Below are 15,552 nucleotides of genomic sequence, written 5' to 3' on the forward strand. Positions count from 1 at the left end.
CAAGACGTTTTAGGGCAATCAGACAGAAATCAGTAATATATTAAATCAGAATAAATAATAGGTATTATTATGAAAATGGCTCTTTCAGAATTTGCATTACGGGAGAAGGGAATTTATGGTGTCTTACACATTGTGATTCTGCTACTTTCGTTGTTTTTAGTGGTTAGTATTTCAGTAGATACATTCAAGGGTATTCCTTTCTATACTCAGACGGTATTTATGAAGGTTCAGTTTGCCGTGTGCATCTTGTTTTTGCTGGACTTTATTCTGGAGTGGTTTTTAGCAAAGCATAAAGGACGTTATTTTGCTACTCACTTTGTTTTTCTTCTGGTGGCCATCCCTTACCAGAGCATTATTTCCTGGGCCGGATGGACGTTTTCCGAAGAAATCACTTATTTATTGCGTTTTATTCCTTTAGTGCGCGGTGGTTATGCGTTGGCCATTGTGGTAGGCTGGTTGACGTATAATAAGGCATCCGGCCTGTTTGTTACCTACTTGACGACTTTGCTTGCTACGGTTTATTTCTCCAGTTTGGCTTTTTATGTAATGGAGCATGGGGTGAATACATTAGTTACAGGTTATGGGGATGCTTTGTGGTGGGCGTTTATGGATGTAACGACGGTTGGTTCCAATATTATTGCTGTGACGGTGACGGGACGTGTACTGTCAGTTCTGCTGGCAGCATTGGGGATGATGATGTTCCCGATATTTACGGTGTATGTGACGAGTCTGGTGCAGAAGAGGAATCAGGAGAAAGAAGAATATTATAAGCAGTTGCAGGGAGGGGATATTAAATAATATTATCCGGATTATGTAGCTAAGATGAGAAGTTGTGAAAAGAAGCCTGAAAGATTGTTCACTATTTAGTGAACATCTGAATTAAAATCTTTATCTTTGTAACGAACAAACGACCGCTTATGTTAGTTACATTTGATAAAGAATATCTTAAAGAACTTTATGTCTCCGGTAAATGTAGTGATAAGAAACATCGCTTTCAGCCAGATAGAGGTATAAAAGATGTATTGATACGCTGATTGCATCGAATAGTGTTGAGTCTTTGTATAAACACAATTCTTTGAATTATGAAACCTTAATAGGAGATAAGGAAGGCCTTTCTTCTATACGGGTTACTTCAAAATATCGCATAGAATTTACAGTCAGAGTTGTAGCAGATGCTGAAATTATCATAAGTGTATGTAATGTTATAGAATTGTCCAATCATTATAAATAAGTAAGGTATGACTATGCTTGCAAATAAACTCACCCCGTTTTGCCCCACGCATCCTGGTGAGATATTAAAAGACGAAATTGAATATCGGAAAATTTCGCAGCGTGCCTTGGCTCGCCAAATGGGAATTTCGTATTCACAGCTGAATGAGGTACTGAACGGCAAGCGTCCGGTTAATACGGAACTTGCTTTGCTATTTGAAGCGGCTTTGGGACTTGACCCTGAGATGTTGCTCAATATGCAGACCCGTTACAATATGCAGATGGCGCGTGCCGATCAGCGCACACAAGAACGCTGGAATGAGGTACGTAAGTTGTGCGCTTCATTTTTGTAGCTTTTAAAAGTACAGGCGCCGCCTATCCTCTCCGGACTGACGACGCCTTTTATTTATGAAAAAGAGAGATTGTCTTATTCTATAATAGTCACACGGTCACCATTGAACACGCCCAAACCCAATTTGTTCATGATATACTTGATGGCGAGTTGTGATTTAACAGAATTCCCTGCTTCGTCCAAAGGAGGTGCAAATGCAGCTGCGCCGAATACACCGGGCAGTACAGACATAACTCCACCACCTACACCGCTCTTGGCAGGTATGCCGGCAGTGTACATCCAGTCACCTGAATGTTCGTAGAAACCTACGGTAGAAATCATGGAAGTAATCTTCGGAGCTAATGAAGCTTCAAACACTTCTTTCTTGGTGACAGGGTTTACACCACTGTTGGCGATGGTTCCGGCAGCAATTGCCAGTTGTCCGGCAGTGATACCCAATGAGCACTGACGAGTGTACAGGTCGAGTGCCATATCCGGATTATCGTAGATACGGTTGTAGTTCTTCAGTAACCATGCAATAGAGCGGTTATTGAAGTTCGTGGCCGTTTCCGATTTATACAGCTCATCAATCAATTGTGGAGCTGAACCGCACAAATCAGTAATATTCTGAACAATAGCTTCCCATTTCTTATCCGAATCACCCACAGGTTCAACCATGGAACATGCTGAGATGGCACCTGCATTTACCAATGGGGTAGAAGGGTGGTCATTCTCCAGCAAGATGGCGATGATTGAGTTGAAAGGTAATCCTGTAGCGTCTGCACCAATCATATCCAGCACCTTCTGTGCTCCGTATTGACGGAGGATAAGGATGGCTGTATGTACTTTGGAAACAGATTCTATACCGAAACGGTAGTCAGTGTCACCTATATTAATGGTTTGTCCGTTCATCAGACAGATGCTGATGCCGAACAGATTCTTGTCGATGTTGGCAAGGTAGGGGATGTAATCGGCATTTTTTCCCCCGGTGTTACCCTTCACCTGTTCATAGGCTTCCTGGGCAACCTCTTTTAGTTGAGAGATTGAAATCTTTTTATCCATAGTTTTTCTTTTTGGAGTTGACAAGTTAACAAGGGAACGAGGGATTGCGCTATGTAAGCTTTGTACCGCATAAGCTGTACGCGCTACCTTTATAGCGCAGCCCCTTGTCTCCTTGTTCCCTCGTCTCCTTGTCGACTTAATTATTTCTTATGACTGCGGCAACCGTGATTGAACACTTTCGCTTCTACCGGCAGGTTCTTGTCCTGAGCCATGCGGGTAGGAGTAGGATAATCCAATTTCTCCAGTTCAGTGATAGCATTCTTGATGTCGCCCAGCAACATGTCTGCCATGTCGCGGCTGAAGCCCTGGCGTACTACCACACGCATTACGACGTAGTCGTCCAGTTTAGAAGGCAGGGTATAAGCCGGTACCATCCAACCATGTTGCGACAGTTTATCCTGAAGGTCGTACAACGTCCATTTAGCATTCTTGGCATACTCCGGTTTCATGTACCAGATGAACAACGGGTTCACCACTTCTTCTGAATAGTTGACGAACGGTTCCATCTTAGCGATTTCATCATGGATATACTTCGCGATGGTCAGTGAGTTATACTGCACCTCTTTGTATCCCTGGAATCCTAAGCGAATGAATTGGTAGTACTGACCCAGGATTTGAGCAGCAGGACGGGAGAAGTTCAATCCCACCTGAGTAATGTTTGCACCCAGATAGTTTACGCTGAATGACATTTCTTCGGGCAGATATTCTTTGCCTTTCCAGCAAACCCAACCCAGACCCGGATAAACGAGACCGAATTTATGTCCGCTGACACTGATAGAAAGAACCCACTTCAAGCGGAAGTCCCATTTCGTTTCAGGATAGAGGAACGGCAGGATAAAACCACCACTGGCAGCATCTACATGGATAGGAATATCGTAACCGGTCTTGGCGTTGTAAGCATCGAGAGCTTTGTCCAGTGCTTCTACGTCATCGTTCAGTCCGGTCCATGTCACACCCTGGATAGGTACGATACAAATGGTGTTTTCATCACACATCTTTAATGCTTCTTCCGGATCAAGAGTAGTCTTGTCAAGGGTCAAAGGCACTTCACGCATTTCAATCTGCCACAACTGTGCGAACTTTTCCCATACTACCTGGAAACCGGTTGAGATAACGAAATTAGGTTTATCGAAAGGTTTGCCTTGAGCCTGGCGTTTTTTACGCCAACGCAACCATGCTGCCACGCCGCCCAACATACACGCTTCACTTGAACCAATGGCCAGCGCACCTGTTTTCCAAGTATCCTTTTCCGGAGAGTTCCACAGGTTTGCTACGATGTTGATACATTTTCCGTTCATCACGGCGATACGGGGATATTCCGTTTCGTCAATGTAGTTAATGTTGATCGCCTCGTTCATCAGCTTGGTGGCGTAATCGTCCATATAAGTGGTAACGAAAGTGGCCAGGTTCAGACGGGGTTGAGTTTGAGCGAAAGTTTCGTCTTTTACCATCTGATAAGCGATCTCGGGAGTGGTAGGTCCATCAGGGATCTTCTCTACCGGAGAGGGTTGCAACATTCTGTTTGATCCAAACACTTCTGTTTTGGCATCACCTTTTCTGAAATTTACATCTTCCATTTTACTAATATTTTAGTTTAGGTTTAGGTGGCGAGGATTTTCCCCGTCGAATTTCCCACAACAACGGTGTTTGCAGAGGAAAGTTCCGACGTTTTACATATTTTGGCGTTTATTAAAGGGAAGGTAAATGATAATTTAGCGGAGAGGTATCCGATTAGGTATAAAAGAGTGATAAGGTGGTAGGGTGATAAAGTGGCTGCGCTATATATCACAGAGCGTTATCCCGCTATCACTTTATCACTCTACCACTTTATCACACTTTGTTCATAACCCTACAGAAAGAAATTAATTCCGCCAACGGGTTTCTTTACTTTGTATTCATAAACATTACGCCTTTGAATCCTGTTCTCAGGACTTATTTTGTAGTGTACAACTTTAAAGATAAGAGTTATGAATACAGAAAGAATTAAGAAAGTTACAGAAAAGATTAAGAAAGATACAGAAAGGATTGAGAAAGATGAAGGGAGGATGAATCTGTCGCTGTATATGGCAGAGGTTATTGAAGAGTTGAAGGATGACAGGAAGCACCCGGCGGTGCATACATATACCAGTACACTGCATTCCTTTGCGGCATTTTCCGGCGACGCCATGCCGATGAATGAAGTATTTACTCCCGGGCGGCTGAAAGAGTATGAGGATTGGCTGTTGCAAAGGCGGCTGAGCTGGAATACTATTTCTACCTATATGCGCACCTTGCAGGCTGTGTACAACCGGCTGTCTCCACCCGGCACACCGGAGCACAACCCGAGGCTCTTTGATGATGTGTATACCAAGGTGAAGTCACAAATCAAACGGGCACTGACGGAAGAACAGATGGGCAGATTGATGCACGCAGACCTTGACGTGCTCTCTGAGGAGTTGCAACGCGTGCAGGCCTATTTCCTGCTGATGTTCCTGTTTCGTGGAATGCCGTTCATCGACCTTGCACATTTGCGCAAGCGGGACGTGAAAGATGGCAAAATAGCGTATCGCCGCCACAAGACGGGCAAACAGATTACGTTGCGTATCCCCCGGGAAGCATTGCCCTTACTGAAAGAGTTTAAGGACAAAGATGAAACTTCCCTCTACCTCTTCCCGATATTGAATGCTGCACCGGAAGGAGATGAAGCCTTGTATGAATGCTATCAGAAAGCTCTGCGGAATTTTAATAAAATGTTGAGAGTATTGGCTAAACGATTATTACCCGGCATCAAAATCAGCTCATATACCGCAAGGCATACATGGGCTACATTGGCCTATCATATAGGAATGCCCATCGGAATCATTTGCCAGGCACTGGGGCACTCTTCGATACGTGTGACGGAAACTTATCTGAAACCTTTTGAAAATGAGAAAGTGGATAAGGCAAACCGTAAGCTAATTTCTACTGTGAAAAAAAACAGGAGGGGAGGAGTGTCGGATGCTTTATTTCTTATAAAACATGATGTTACGGTAGAATTACTTACCAAGTAACGGCAAGTTTCTGTTTGCAAAGTTTATATTTTTCTTTTATTAATCCAAATATAAATCTGATATTTTTCTAAAAAACACAAATAAATATTTAATAAGCAACAAAAAGTACATAAAATACACACAAAACACAATCTTGCGTTTGTTCTTCTCTACTAAAAACACGCAAAACCTTTATCCATTTTTGCCTTTTCAAACATGGAGCACTCTTTTATTGACTTCTTTTCTTTGTCACCTGTACTTTCTTCATAAAAAACTCTGTGGAAAAACTCTTTTTCCCTGTGCAGAGGCTGTGCGTTTGCCGTTACTTGGTAAGTAACGTCCCCAGTGGGCCGTAATATGATAACGCTACTATTTTACGCTTATGAAACGCATTCTTCTCCTTCTTTGGTTGTTGGCATCCTCTTGTTCAGGATTGCAGGCCCAGCGTACCACACTGCGCACCAACCTGCTGTTTTGGGGAACCACCACTCCCAATGCCGGGGTTGAATTCTCGTTAGGGCGTAATTTCACTCTTGTTCTGGACGGTGGTTATAATGCCTGGGAATTTTCCAATGATATGAAACTCAACCTTGCTTTTGCCCAGCCTGAAATCCGTTACTGGTTCTGTCGTCGTTTCGAAGGTCATTTCATCGGCCTGCACGGACACTATGCCCATTTCAATATCGGGCAGATTGATTTCATCCCTTGTATGAAAGAGTATGTCTACCGCGGCAACCTTTACGGTGGTGGCATCAGTTACGGTTACCATTGGGCCATGGGCGACCGTTGGGGCATGGAAGTGACCGTGGGAGGCGGCTATGCCCAACTCTCATACGACAAATACCTCTGCCGCGACTGCGGCGAACGGGTAGGGCAGTTTAAACGTACTTATTTCGGTCCTACCCGCGCCGGAATTTCACTCATCTATTTCTTACGTTAAAAAAACAACTTCACAGCCATGATGAACGCGATATATACCTTCCACGTGAGGTATCAGTGCCTCGTACTGTTACTCTTCTTTAGCACCCTGCATGTTTGGGGGCAGGAAGCCCGTGTAAGCCTTACGGACGCTCAGGTGACGGGCGACAGCCTGTTCCTCAGCTTGAAGATGGATTTGTCGTCCATACGACTCAATAGCCGCACCTGCCTGCACTTCACCCCCATATTGGCAAACAGCCGTGGAGGTCGTGTCGAACTTCCACCTGTATTGGTGAGCGGACGCCGCCGCTATCGCTTCGATCGTCGCGAATGGGCGCTGGGTGATGACAGCAGGGTGCACCGTGCCAAACCTTACCTTATTCAACTCTGCAAACGTCACTCTGCACCGCGCCCCGTCTCTTACCATGTAGGCGTGCCCTATTCTGTATGGATGGGAGATGCCGCATTGCTTCTCCGCCAGGAAGTGAAAGATTGCTGCGACCTTCAATTGCTGGGTGTAGACACCATCAGCGGGCGGTTGTTTTCCGAGCGGGTGGTCGTACAGCGGCCTGAACCTGTGCGGCAACCTGTTGCTACACAACAGCCTGTTTCTGCACAACAATCAATTTCAGTACAGCAACCGCTCCCTGTGCAGTCTGCCGGGGTTCAGCTAGTCACTCCTTTCGTAACTTATTCCGCCCGCGATGTCGAGCTTTATGTCTCCATGCTTTCCTTCCTTGAACCTACGGTGGAGTCTGCCAAGAAGCTGGACGAAAAGGAAGTGTTCCATATTGATTATCCTTTGGGCAGTGACAATGTGTCGCCCGACTATCATAACAACCGCGCCGAGCTGCAGAAACTCGACAGCTTGCTGTCTCCGCTTTCTGCAGGCAACTATTCCAGCCTGGAGTATGTCCGCGTCTGCGGTTACGCATCACCGGACGGAACCTATATCGACAACGAGCGCCTTGCCGGCTCGCGTGCACGGTTCTTTGCCTCCTATATATATAGCACCTGCGGTATTCCGCGTTCGCGCATCGAGACCACTTGCGTGGCAGAAGACTGGGAAGGCCTCTCTGTGCTTTTACAGTCGGAGCAGCCTCCCTATGCCGATGCCGCCCTTTCCATTATCCGGAATGTCGGCATTTTCAACGGTCGCGAAAAGCAACTGATGGAGCTCCGGGGCGGCGCCCCTTACCGGGACATGCTGCGCCATTTCTTCCCCCGCTTACGCCGTCTCGAAGTAAGTGTGCGTTGGAACATCCGTGCCGTGAGTGTGGGTGAAGCCTACCAACTGATATATACACACCCCGAATGGCTCAGCCTGTCGGAGATGTATGCTGCCGCCCGCTACTACCGTCCCGGTACGGAGCAATATCGTGAAGTATACGAAATAGCCGCCTATCGTTTTCCCGAAGATGTGGTGGCCAATATCAACGCCTCTTCCGCAGTGATGCTGACAGGAGATACGAAGTCCGCCCGTGCTTACCTGCAACGGGTTGAGTCTGATCCCCGTTCCTGGAATAATCTGGGCGTGCTGGCACTGATGGAAGGCAATGCCGGTGAAGCAGAAAAATGGTTCCGCAAAGCGGTAGGCATCGAGCCTCGGAAGGCGCGGCAGAACCTGCAACGTTTACAGGGCATTCCGGTGGCAAACGACCGGAAGCTGCAAGATAAAAGAGGAGAGCGATAGATGCGGCGAGGCTTCCATCCCATTCGCCCTTGTCTGCTTTTGTGGGGGCTGCTGCTGCCGTTGCTGTTTGGCGCCTGCAGCTTTGGTGATGAACCTTCGCCCTGTCCCTACGATGTGCGTCTGGAATACTGGTATGCCGGTAGTGGAGTCGAGAACATGCTTCCCCGCTACGTCTCCCGGCTGACGCAGTTTATCTTCGACGGGGAGGGGCGGTTGGTATCGACCTCTGTCCTGACGGGTGATGAAGTGAGCGGTTGGAAAGGTACGTTGCCGGATGGCACTTATACAGTGGTGCTCTGGGGGAATTTGAGCGATGCCGACCCGCCGCCGGAAAAGGTGGAAAGCGGTGGAGGAGGAGCAGAAGCAGAAGGCGAGACCGGAGATATGCTTGAAGCAATGACGCTGAGCGCAGTCAGCGAAGGCGTTCCTCCGGGGTATCGGGGTAACACTTCCCGGCTGTACTACGGTACGGGCACCTTCACGCTGAAGGACGGCATGACGGAGCGACGGCGGATTTACCTCTGCCAGGCTTACGCCTCGCTCACGATTACTGTGCGTTGGCAGACCACGGAGCGAGTCCGGCTTCCGGCAGACGGTGTTTACCGGATGCGCTTGAAAGGCATTCCGTCGGTCTACGGCTTCTCCGGCGGACAGGAGGTGACGGTACCTTCGGGTGATGGCAGTTGTGTGCTGCCCCGCCCGGACCGCACGGTGACATACCACGAAGCACGCGCTTCGCTGAACTATGAGAACGAGGTGATCGGCGAGCTGGTCACGTTTCGCTATACAGCAGGTACGCACGAGCTGTGGAGCCTTTGGTGTAATGGTGAACAATTGGTACGGGACCTCGACCTCTACCTGTTTTTCCGTAAGCTGCCCATGGATATGGACACCAATATGGAGCAGAATTTCGACCTCGAAGTGACGGTGTACGATGACAACCGGGTAGTGGTGACACAGGCTTCGGCTGCCGACTGGGAAGAGGGTGGAGGAATTGGATAAAAGACGGATTTGAAAAGAAACAATATCATAATCAATTATTAATGAAGTGAGCTTATGACACGAAAAAAAACAATGATTCACTGCATGCATGGTTTCCTGCTTTTAGGTGGCCTGCTGCTACACTCCTGTTCCGGCGAGACGCAGCTGGAGGGTGAGAGTGAGATTCCTGACGGGAAAGACCCCGCAAGACAGGAAATCTTGTTGAACATCAACAACAAGTTAGTATTGCACAAGACGGATACGCGCACCATTGCCACCGCCGGGGAGAACGCTATCTCCACGCTGGATGTCTACGTCTTCGGCTCCCCTACCGAAGACGGAACTTATACTTTCCAGGAGCGGTTCGCCTATCGTGAAAACAGCGACGACCTTCCTGCAGATGCCAAAGAACTGGTGCTGAACGCCGGAGCTACGGACAACGTCACCACCGGATTGCTCAGCCTGCACCGCGGACTGTTCGTGAAGTTCTATTGCATTGCCAACGACACGCAACCGGTGAAAGCGGATGGTAATGAAGTAGTAGCCGACGACTTCACGCCCATCACCTTTACCGCCGGAAGCAGCACGATGGAGAGGGCGGGCAGCCCTACCGAAGCGGATTTTATCCAATATCACACCCGTTTGCTGGATACCGATGTGCTGAACGTACCTCTGGCAATGGCAGGGGCACAGACTTTGCCGCTGGATTTGACAGATGCTTCCATCAGCACCCGCCAGCAGGTAAACTTCAAGCTCACCCGCCTTGCCGCCCGCTTCGATGTGGTGAACAAAGCGGATGAATCCCGTTTCACTATCGAGTCCATCTCCATGCTGAATGCCCGTCGCGCAGCAGGTTACTTTCCGATAGTTGCTTGCGGAGCATATCCTGCCGCAGATGCCGACCTGATGACCACTGCCGACAAACCTTTCACAGGTGACAATGCTAATATTGGTACTCAGACGGGAGCTTTCTACTGCTATCCCAGCTTGCAGGAGGATGGGGGAGCGCTTCTGCTGAAAGGCCGCTACAAGGTGAATGAAACCGAAACCAAAGAAGTGTCCTACCGGATTCCTTTCCGCCGGCAAGGCGTCGATGGACAGGAAACCTATCTGGACATCAACAATAATCACCGCTATACCATTGGCATCACTGAAGCTGATGACCTGAGACTGGAATTTACCCTGAGAGTGGCGGACTGGACGGACGACGGCAGTATCGACGATTATGAACCGGACAACGATCCGGGAGAAATTACGGTTACTATTCCTGATGCCTTTCAAGGCCGGTCAACGGCTACTTTAGATCCTGACCGCAAAGTATATACCGTAAGTATGTCTCTCGACTCTGGAAGTTCTTTCGATATGACGGTAGGTTCCGCTTCTCCGGGCATCAAGATTGTGTATGCCGGTGGTCCTTCCGCACAGAGTAATAATTGGCTGACTTGTACCAAAAATGCGCCTACAGGCTTGGCTTCGGGTAGTAGCTATACATTTAAAGTGACGGACGGTTACAGTAAACTTTTTCCCCGTGCCACGGTACGCGTATACGATGTGCTTTCCGGTATGGAAAATATACTTTATGTAGATGCCGTTTCCGTTCCTCAGCCGCTGACTACAACGCAACCTGCTAAAGCTCCCAACGGTGAGAGTGAAAATCCGAATTCATTCGATGCTGGAAACGCTACAGTAACGCTCTATCGCATCACGGGCAGTAGTGCGGATGTATCATTTGTGTGTCCCGATGAAATGGTGCTGGTGGGTAAACCGAGTTGGATGGATGTATCGGAGCCGGTGAAAAACGGTACGAAATACACGTATACTTTGACGCTGAATGATCGTGATGTTGTTCTTCCGAGTACCACTGCGGCAGGCACACGCGCTTCAGTGGCGGAGACAACTGACAATACCGTAGTATTTGCCAATTCTAAAAACACCTCGACTCTGAAGGTGCCCATTACCATAACATTGAAAGATGCCCCCATGACGCTTAATTTCGCCGCACTTGGAGGAAGCAATAATAGTTATACTGAACCTTCGGGAGATACTCCGGGTAAAATCACCATGAGTGTGGCGAATGGTAATACTTGTTTGGTTCCTGCCGTCTCGATGGATGGAGTAGAGGTCATGTTCGATTTTGGCGGAAATACTGAGTGGCTGACATCTACGGTAACCACCACTGATACTTCTGTGGGATCGAAACAGCAAAATGTTAAGTTTCAATTGGCGAGCGATAAACTTGCAGGTGCTAAAGATGTGACCGTGACACTGAAGAATAAGATTGGCGGAGCAGACCGGAAGTTTACGATTAGTCCGAATGTAGGGACTTATTTATTGGTAAAGAGTAGCAGTACATCGACTGCAGATAGCTTTAATAATACATATATAACCTTATATAAACTGGGCAGCGGTACATCTTATATGCAGTTGAATGCTACATACTGGGGTGGCAGTACATTGACGAGTAGTGACGCTGCGGTATCAGTATCGACAGTATCAACAAGTGGTGATGTTACTACCTATAAACTTATTGCTAATAGTGTGAAAAGTAATGTAACGCTGACGCTTGCCAGTCGTGTAGACCCGAGTAAAACACAGGCATACAGTGTGACTATAAAAGAATTTGTTGCACCGACACTGAGTGCATATACAAAATCTCTAACTGCTATAAAGAATAATAGTGGCTCCAGTACTACTGTAACGGTAACTCCACCAACTGATGGGTATGGGTATAAGGTTAAAAGTTGTTCGGACCAAATAAGCTATTCTAATTCGAACAATACTTATACTATAAATGCACAGAGAACAGGGAGTGGTGCTATTGTATTTTGTAATAAAATGGATGATACAAAAACTGTCCAATTAAGTGTTACAGTCAGTGGAAGTATTACTTATGAAGGACAGGCTGTATGGGATTATAATGGATATTACATTGCCCCTGTGAATGCGGTTAATACGGTATGGGATTCTAGTGTTGCTAATGATTTTTATTGTAGGTATAAAAGTGGTGCTAATTGGCGTACACCTACTGCAGCAGATCTGCGTGCTATATTAGGAGGGGTAACGGGTTTTGGGCATGCCTCTAATGCAGTTTATGAATATATTTTGAGCAATGGAATCTTTAGTGGCTGTACATGGACATCGGAAGCTTATAATGAAACTACTGCTAATTTTTTGGATGTTGAATCTAGTTTTATGTTTGTAGGATACATTCCAAAATCCCGTACGTATGCAGTGCGTTGTGTATCTAAAAAGTAAACTTCGTCCGGCGGATTGCAAATCCGCTTGAACAGAGGCTTTCAGCCTTATAAAATCCGCGTTCGTCCGTTTCATCCGCGTCGTCCGCGTATCCATTAATCTTAGAAACCAAACATATTGTTCAATTAAAAACTTTAAAAATCAATGAACGTAAAAAGTTTAATCGCGCTGTTAGCCTTTGCGGGCTTTGCAGCGAGTTGCTCCAACAGCGACTTTGATGAACCCGGCACCCATCCTACCGATGGCCGTGCCGAGATTCAGATCGCTTTTAGCGGAACCGGAGAGAGCCAGGAATATACCCGTGCCATCGCCTCCGAGAGTGAGAACAAGATAGAGCAGTTACACATCTATCTCTTTGCCGCTGCTGCCCAAACGGGCCCCTTCTATTACCTCGAAACATGGACCGAGGGTACGGATTATGATCCTGCAAATCCCGGCACCACCAACTTCAAGATTCAGGATGCCGGTACTTCCAAGAAAGGCATCCTCTATCCCAATGAACTCAAAGGGCTCCCCTGGATAAAGTTGCTTTGCGTGGCAAACAACGGCGCGGCTCCGGAGTTCTATAACGAGGCAGGGGGGCAAATTCTGAGCCCGCTGACGAAAGTATCGACCAATGCCGATGGAACCATCGCTGCCGCCGGCACTACCGAAGCTGATTTCAAAGCTGCCTTTACGGAAGCCAATGCCGATGGTACCCTGGTCGAAACCCCACTGCTGATGACCGGTGAAGGCATCACCAAAATCAGCGGCGTGTCTAAGGTAGACATCAGCCTGAAGCGCGTGATGTCCCGCTTCGACATCGTGAACGACAAGGCAAAGACGAACCTCACCATTCAGGATATCTACATGGTGCAGGGCCGTAAGAGCGCATCGCTATGGGGAGCAACCCTCACCCCGGTGGATGCCGGGGATTTGACTACCGATCCCCTGCTTGCCCAATACGCCAATGTGGACTTCGACCAGATTCCCGGTGCAAACACGGGTGAGACTGCCAGTGCCTTCTACGTCTATCCCAATCTTGCTACGGATCAGTCCTATCTCGTGATAAAGGGCACCTACAAAAGCCCTGCCACCGGCAAACAGGAACCTGTAGAATATCATGTGGACGTGGCCCGCACTCCCGATGGAGCACCAAAAGCGGAGTTCATCAAACTGCTTGCCAACAATCGCTATAAGTTGAGAATCAGCGATGTCACCAGTTCCAATATCATGGGTACCTTCGAGGTAGTGGATTGGACCAGTGGCGGCGGAATCATAGTAAAGCCCAGCAATGATTCTCCTGTCTTTGTAGCAGCAGAAGCCTTCACCGGTGCCAATGCGCCCACGGAACTGACTGCGCTGAATACGGACGCTTCCCCCTACAACTATGAAGTGACGGGAACTGACGGCACAGGTTCTTTCACCATCGAGATAGGTGCCACCGGAAAGGTACGTGCTGAAAAGGATGCGGTGCAGACCACTACCCGTGCGGAAGCAGATAGCGAAGTTACCCCGCAGAGCTGGCTGGTGATAAGCGAACCTGCCTTTGAAGAACGGGACGGCGTGTGGTACACTAAATTTGATATCTCTTATGCGGATGCTGTAGGCGTATCTCCCGTAGCCGTACACTTCATCAACGAAGCCGCTTCTTATGATCCCGCCTTGTGGACAACGGTCAACTTCTATGGTCAGAAGAATGTGCCCGTGTTTGCGGCTGCTACAACGGGAACAGGCTCCAAGGGAAATACGGTAAACGTGGATGATGTCAAAGCACCTGCCGCAACTATCTTCAAACTGAAAAACAGTTATGTGCTGTTTGATGTGACCTGCGTGGAGGGTATCACCGTAGGTACTACGACTGCCGGATACAAGGCGGAAGAGATTGCCGTGAATGGTTTTGTACATACGTATAAGGTATCGGTAAGCGATGAGAGTGCTGCTGCTAATGGTACTATTGTCTTCCAGAATGCAGGTGATACCGGTAAAGAAACGACACTGACGCTGACTGTTGCCGAGCCGAAGATGACGTTTGAAAAATCTACTGACGCCAATAATGCGGCTACGTGGGATGAAGCAAGTAGTACGTTGAAAATCGACCTTGACGCTTTGGGAGAAGGTACTTGCGACTTCAAGATCAATGCTCCGGCCGGAGTATCGATTGCCAGTCTGGCTTGCCCGTGGGTGAAAATCACAGAAACGGCAGAGTGGAACGACACGGATAAGTTTGCTACGTACACCATCGCCAAAGCCACTTCTATCACGGGTACAGGCGACGTGACGTTGAACTTTGTGAATGGGTTGACGGAAACAGGTAAGGATATCAATGCTCCGGGATTGGATGTGAAATTACATAAGGAAGCCGGTAAACCCAGACTCAGTGCGGGTACTACTGAAGCAAGTTGGAGTACATTCAATAAAGGGCTGGATAAAGACTTTTCGGATGCTGCGGCTGCCACTATCACGATGTATAAAGTAGCGGACAGTCAGATCACTGTAAAGATGACTTGTGGCGAAGCGGCTGCGTTTGAGACGGCTGCCGGATTGACTATTGAAAAGATGGGGGCTACAGATGAGTATACTGTTAAGGTATCTGATGCCAGTCAATTGAGTGGTGCGACTACTGTGGTGACTGCCAAGAATAGCGGAGATGGAACCCGTACGGCTACACTGACGATCACTTGGAAAGATCCGTCTATCACGGTGGCATTGACGGATGGTGCATCGGGAAATGTAGCGGAAAGCACTGAGGGTGGAAGTATTGTCTATACAGTAGATGTGGACAATATAAGCACTACACCTTTCGTCTTTACCGTAACTGCTCCGGGCGGTGCGAATGTTGGCTTTACGACGGCAATGGCAGATCAGTTCCTGAAAGTGAATGCCGATAATGCCGGAGGCGATACGGTTGCTGCCGGAACGGCGGCGGTGTATACGCTCGAATTGTCTGATGGCTCTAAAACGGATGACATTACGCTCGTGTTTACCAATGCTGTGACTGGTGGGGGAGATAAGACGGTGATTCTTAGAAATAAGAATAAACCTTGATACTCCTTGAGATTGCTTTGATTAAATGATAATTTTAGGCGCGGATTACGCGGATTACACGGATTTTT

10 protein-coding genes and 1 pseudogene are annotated in these 15,552 nt (G+C 47.8%); 9 read left to right on the forward strand and 2 right to left on the reverse strand.

All coding sequences use genetic code 11. From position 1 onward, the window contains the following. The first annotated feature begins 69 nt into the window (after positions 1-69). The 3 genes and pseudogenes from DWW10_RS21475 (at position 70) to DWW10_RS21485 (ending at position 1,562) form a co-directional block, all read left to right on the forward strand. The gene (locus DWW10_RS21475; protein ID WP_022392002.1) at positions 70-798 is read left to right on the forward strand and encodes a potassium channel family protein; all 729 of its coding nucleotides are present in this window, start codon (positions 70-72) and stop codon (positions 796-798) included. Positions 799-917: 119 nt separating this feature from the next. After that, a pseudogene (locus tag DWW10_RS26515) lies at positions 918-1,231 on the forward strand (type II toxin-antitoxin system RelE/ParE family toxin). 7 nt (positions 1,232-1,238) lie between these two features. Then, a complete protein-coding gene (locus DWW10_RS21485; protein WP_022392004.1) occupies positions 1,239-1,562 on the forward strand; it encodes a HigA family addiction module antitoxin in 324 nt (107 codons plus the stop codon). 74 nt (positions 1,563-1,636) lie between these two features. On the opposite strand, the gene glsA is transcribed toward DWW10_RS21485, so the two are convergent. Together glsA and gad are read right to left on the reverse strand one after the other, a co-directional pair. Next, positions 1,637-2,602: a glutaminase A gene (gene glsA, locus DWW10_RS21490; RefSeq protein ID WP_022392005.1), complete on the reverse strand. Its 966-nt coding sequence runs from the start codon at positions 2,600-2,602 to the stop codon at positions 1,637-1,639. A 140-nt stretch (positions 2,603-2,742) separates the two neighbouring features. Then, positions 2,743-4,179: a glutamate decarboxylase gene (gene gad / locus DWW10_RS21495; RefSeq protein ID WP_022392006.1), complete on the reverse strand. Its 1,437-nt coding sequence runs from the start codon at positions 4,177-4,179 to the stop codon at positions 2,743-2,745. Between the two features lie 468 nt (positions 4,180-4,647). On the opposite strand from gad, the gene DWW10_RS21500 reads away from it, so the two are divergent. From DWW10_RS21500 to DWW10_RS21525, 6 genes are all read left to right on the forward strand, one after another. Further along, complete coding sequence (locus tag DWW10_RS21500) at positions 4,648-5,631, forward strand: tyrosine-type recombinase/integrase (protein ID WP_409012383.1); 984 nt, start codon at positions 4,648-4,650, stop codon at positions 5,629-5,631. 361 nt (positions 5,632-5,992) lie between these two features. Next, the gene (locus DWW10_RS21505; RefSeq protein ID WP_022392008.1) at positions 5,993-6,550 is read left to right on the forward strand and encodes a DUF3575 domain-containing protein; all 558 of its coding nucleotides are present in this window, start codon (positions 5,993-5,995) and stop codon (positions 6,548-6,550) included. Between the two features lie 18 nt (positions 6,551-6,568). Then, positions 6,569-8,221, forward strand: a complete 1,653-nt coding sequence (locus DWW10_RS21510) for a DUF3868 domain-containing protein (protein WP_022392009.1) — start codon at positions 6,569-6,571, stop codon at positions 8,219-8,221. Next, complete coding sequence (locus DWW10_RS21515) at positions 8,222-9,223, forward strand: FimB/Mfa2 family fimbrial subunit (protein ID WP_022392010.1); 1,002 nt, start codon at positions 8,222-8,224, stop codon at positions 9,221-9,223. Between the two features lie 54 nt (positions 9,224-9,277). Next, positions 9,278-12,457 (forward strand): Lcl C-terminal domain-containing protein, encoded by a 3,180-nt coding sequence (locus DWW10_RS21520; RefSeq protein ID WP_022392011.1) that lies wholly within the window; start codon positions 9,278-9,280, stop codon positions 12,455-12,457. A 144-nt stretch (positions 12,458-12,601) separates the two neighbouring features. After that, on the forward strand, positions 12,602-15,484 hold the full coding sequence (locus DWW10_RS21525) for a hypothetical protein (protein ID WP_022392012.1): 2,883 nt from the start codon (positions 12,602-12,604) through the stop codon (positions 15,482-15,484). Positions 15,485-15,552: the final 68 nt, after the last annotated feature.

Origin of the sequence: Bacteroides intestinalis (genome assembly GCF_003464595.1) — a bacterium.
Lineage (GTDB): Bacteria > Bacteroidota > Bacteroidia > Bacteroidales > Bacteroidaceae > Bacteroides > Bacteroides intestinalis_A.

Coding starts and splice junctions, on each gene's coding strand:
- DWW10_RS21475 (WP_022392002.1), top strand. CDS start 70: ATGAAAATGGCTCTTTCAGAATTTGCATTACGGGAGAAGGGAATTTAT.
- DWW10_RS21485 (WP_022392004.1), top strand. CDS start 1,239: ATGACTATGCTTGCAAATAAACTCACCCCGTTTTGCCCCACGCATCCT.
- glsA (WP_022392005.1), bottom strand. CDS start 2,602: ATGGATAAAAAGATTTCAATCTCTCAACTAAAAGAGGTTGCCCAGGAA.
- gad (WP_022392006.1), bottom strand. CDS start 4,179: ATGGAAGATGTAAATTTCAGAAAAGGTGATGCCAAAACAGAAGTGTTT.
- DWW10_RS21500 (WP_409012383.1), top strand. CDS start 4,648: ATGAATCTGTCGCTGTATATGGCAGAGGTTATTGAAGAGTTGAAGGAT.
- DWW10_RS21505 (WP_022392008.1), top strand. CDS start 5,993: ATGAAACGCATTCTTCTCCTTCTTTGGTTGTTGGCATCCTCTTGTTCA.
- DWW10_RS21510 (WP_022392009.1), top strand. CDS start 6,569: ATGATGAACGCGATATATACCTTCCACGTGAGGTATCAGTGCCTCGTA.
- DWW10_RS21515 (WP_022392010.1), top strand. CDS start 8,222: ATGCGGCGAGGCTTCCATCCCATTCGCCCTTGTCTGCTTTTGTGGGGG.
- DWW10_RS21520 (WP_022392011.1), top strand. CDS start 9,278: ATGACACGAAAAAAAACAATGATTCACTGCATGCATGGTTTCCTGCTT.
- DWW10_RS21525 (WP_022392012.1), top strand. CDS start 12,602: ATGAACGTAAAAAGTTTAATCGCGCTGTTAGCCTTTGCGGGCTTTGCA.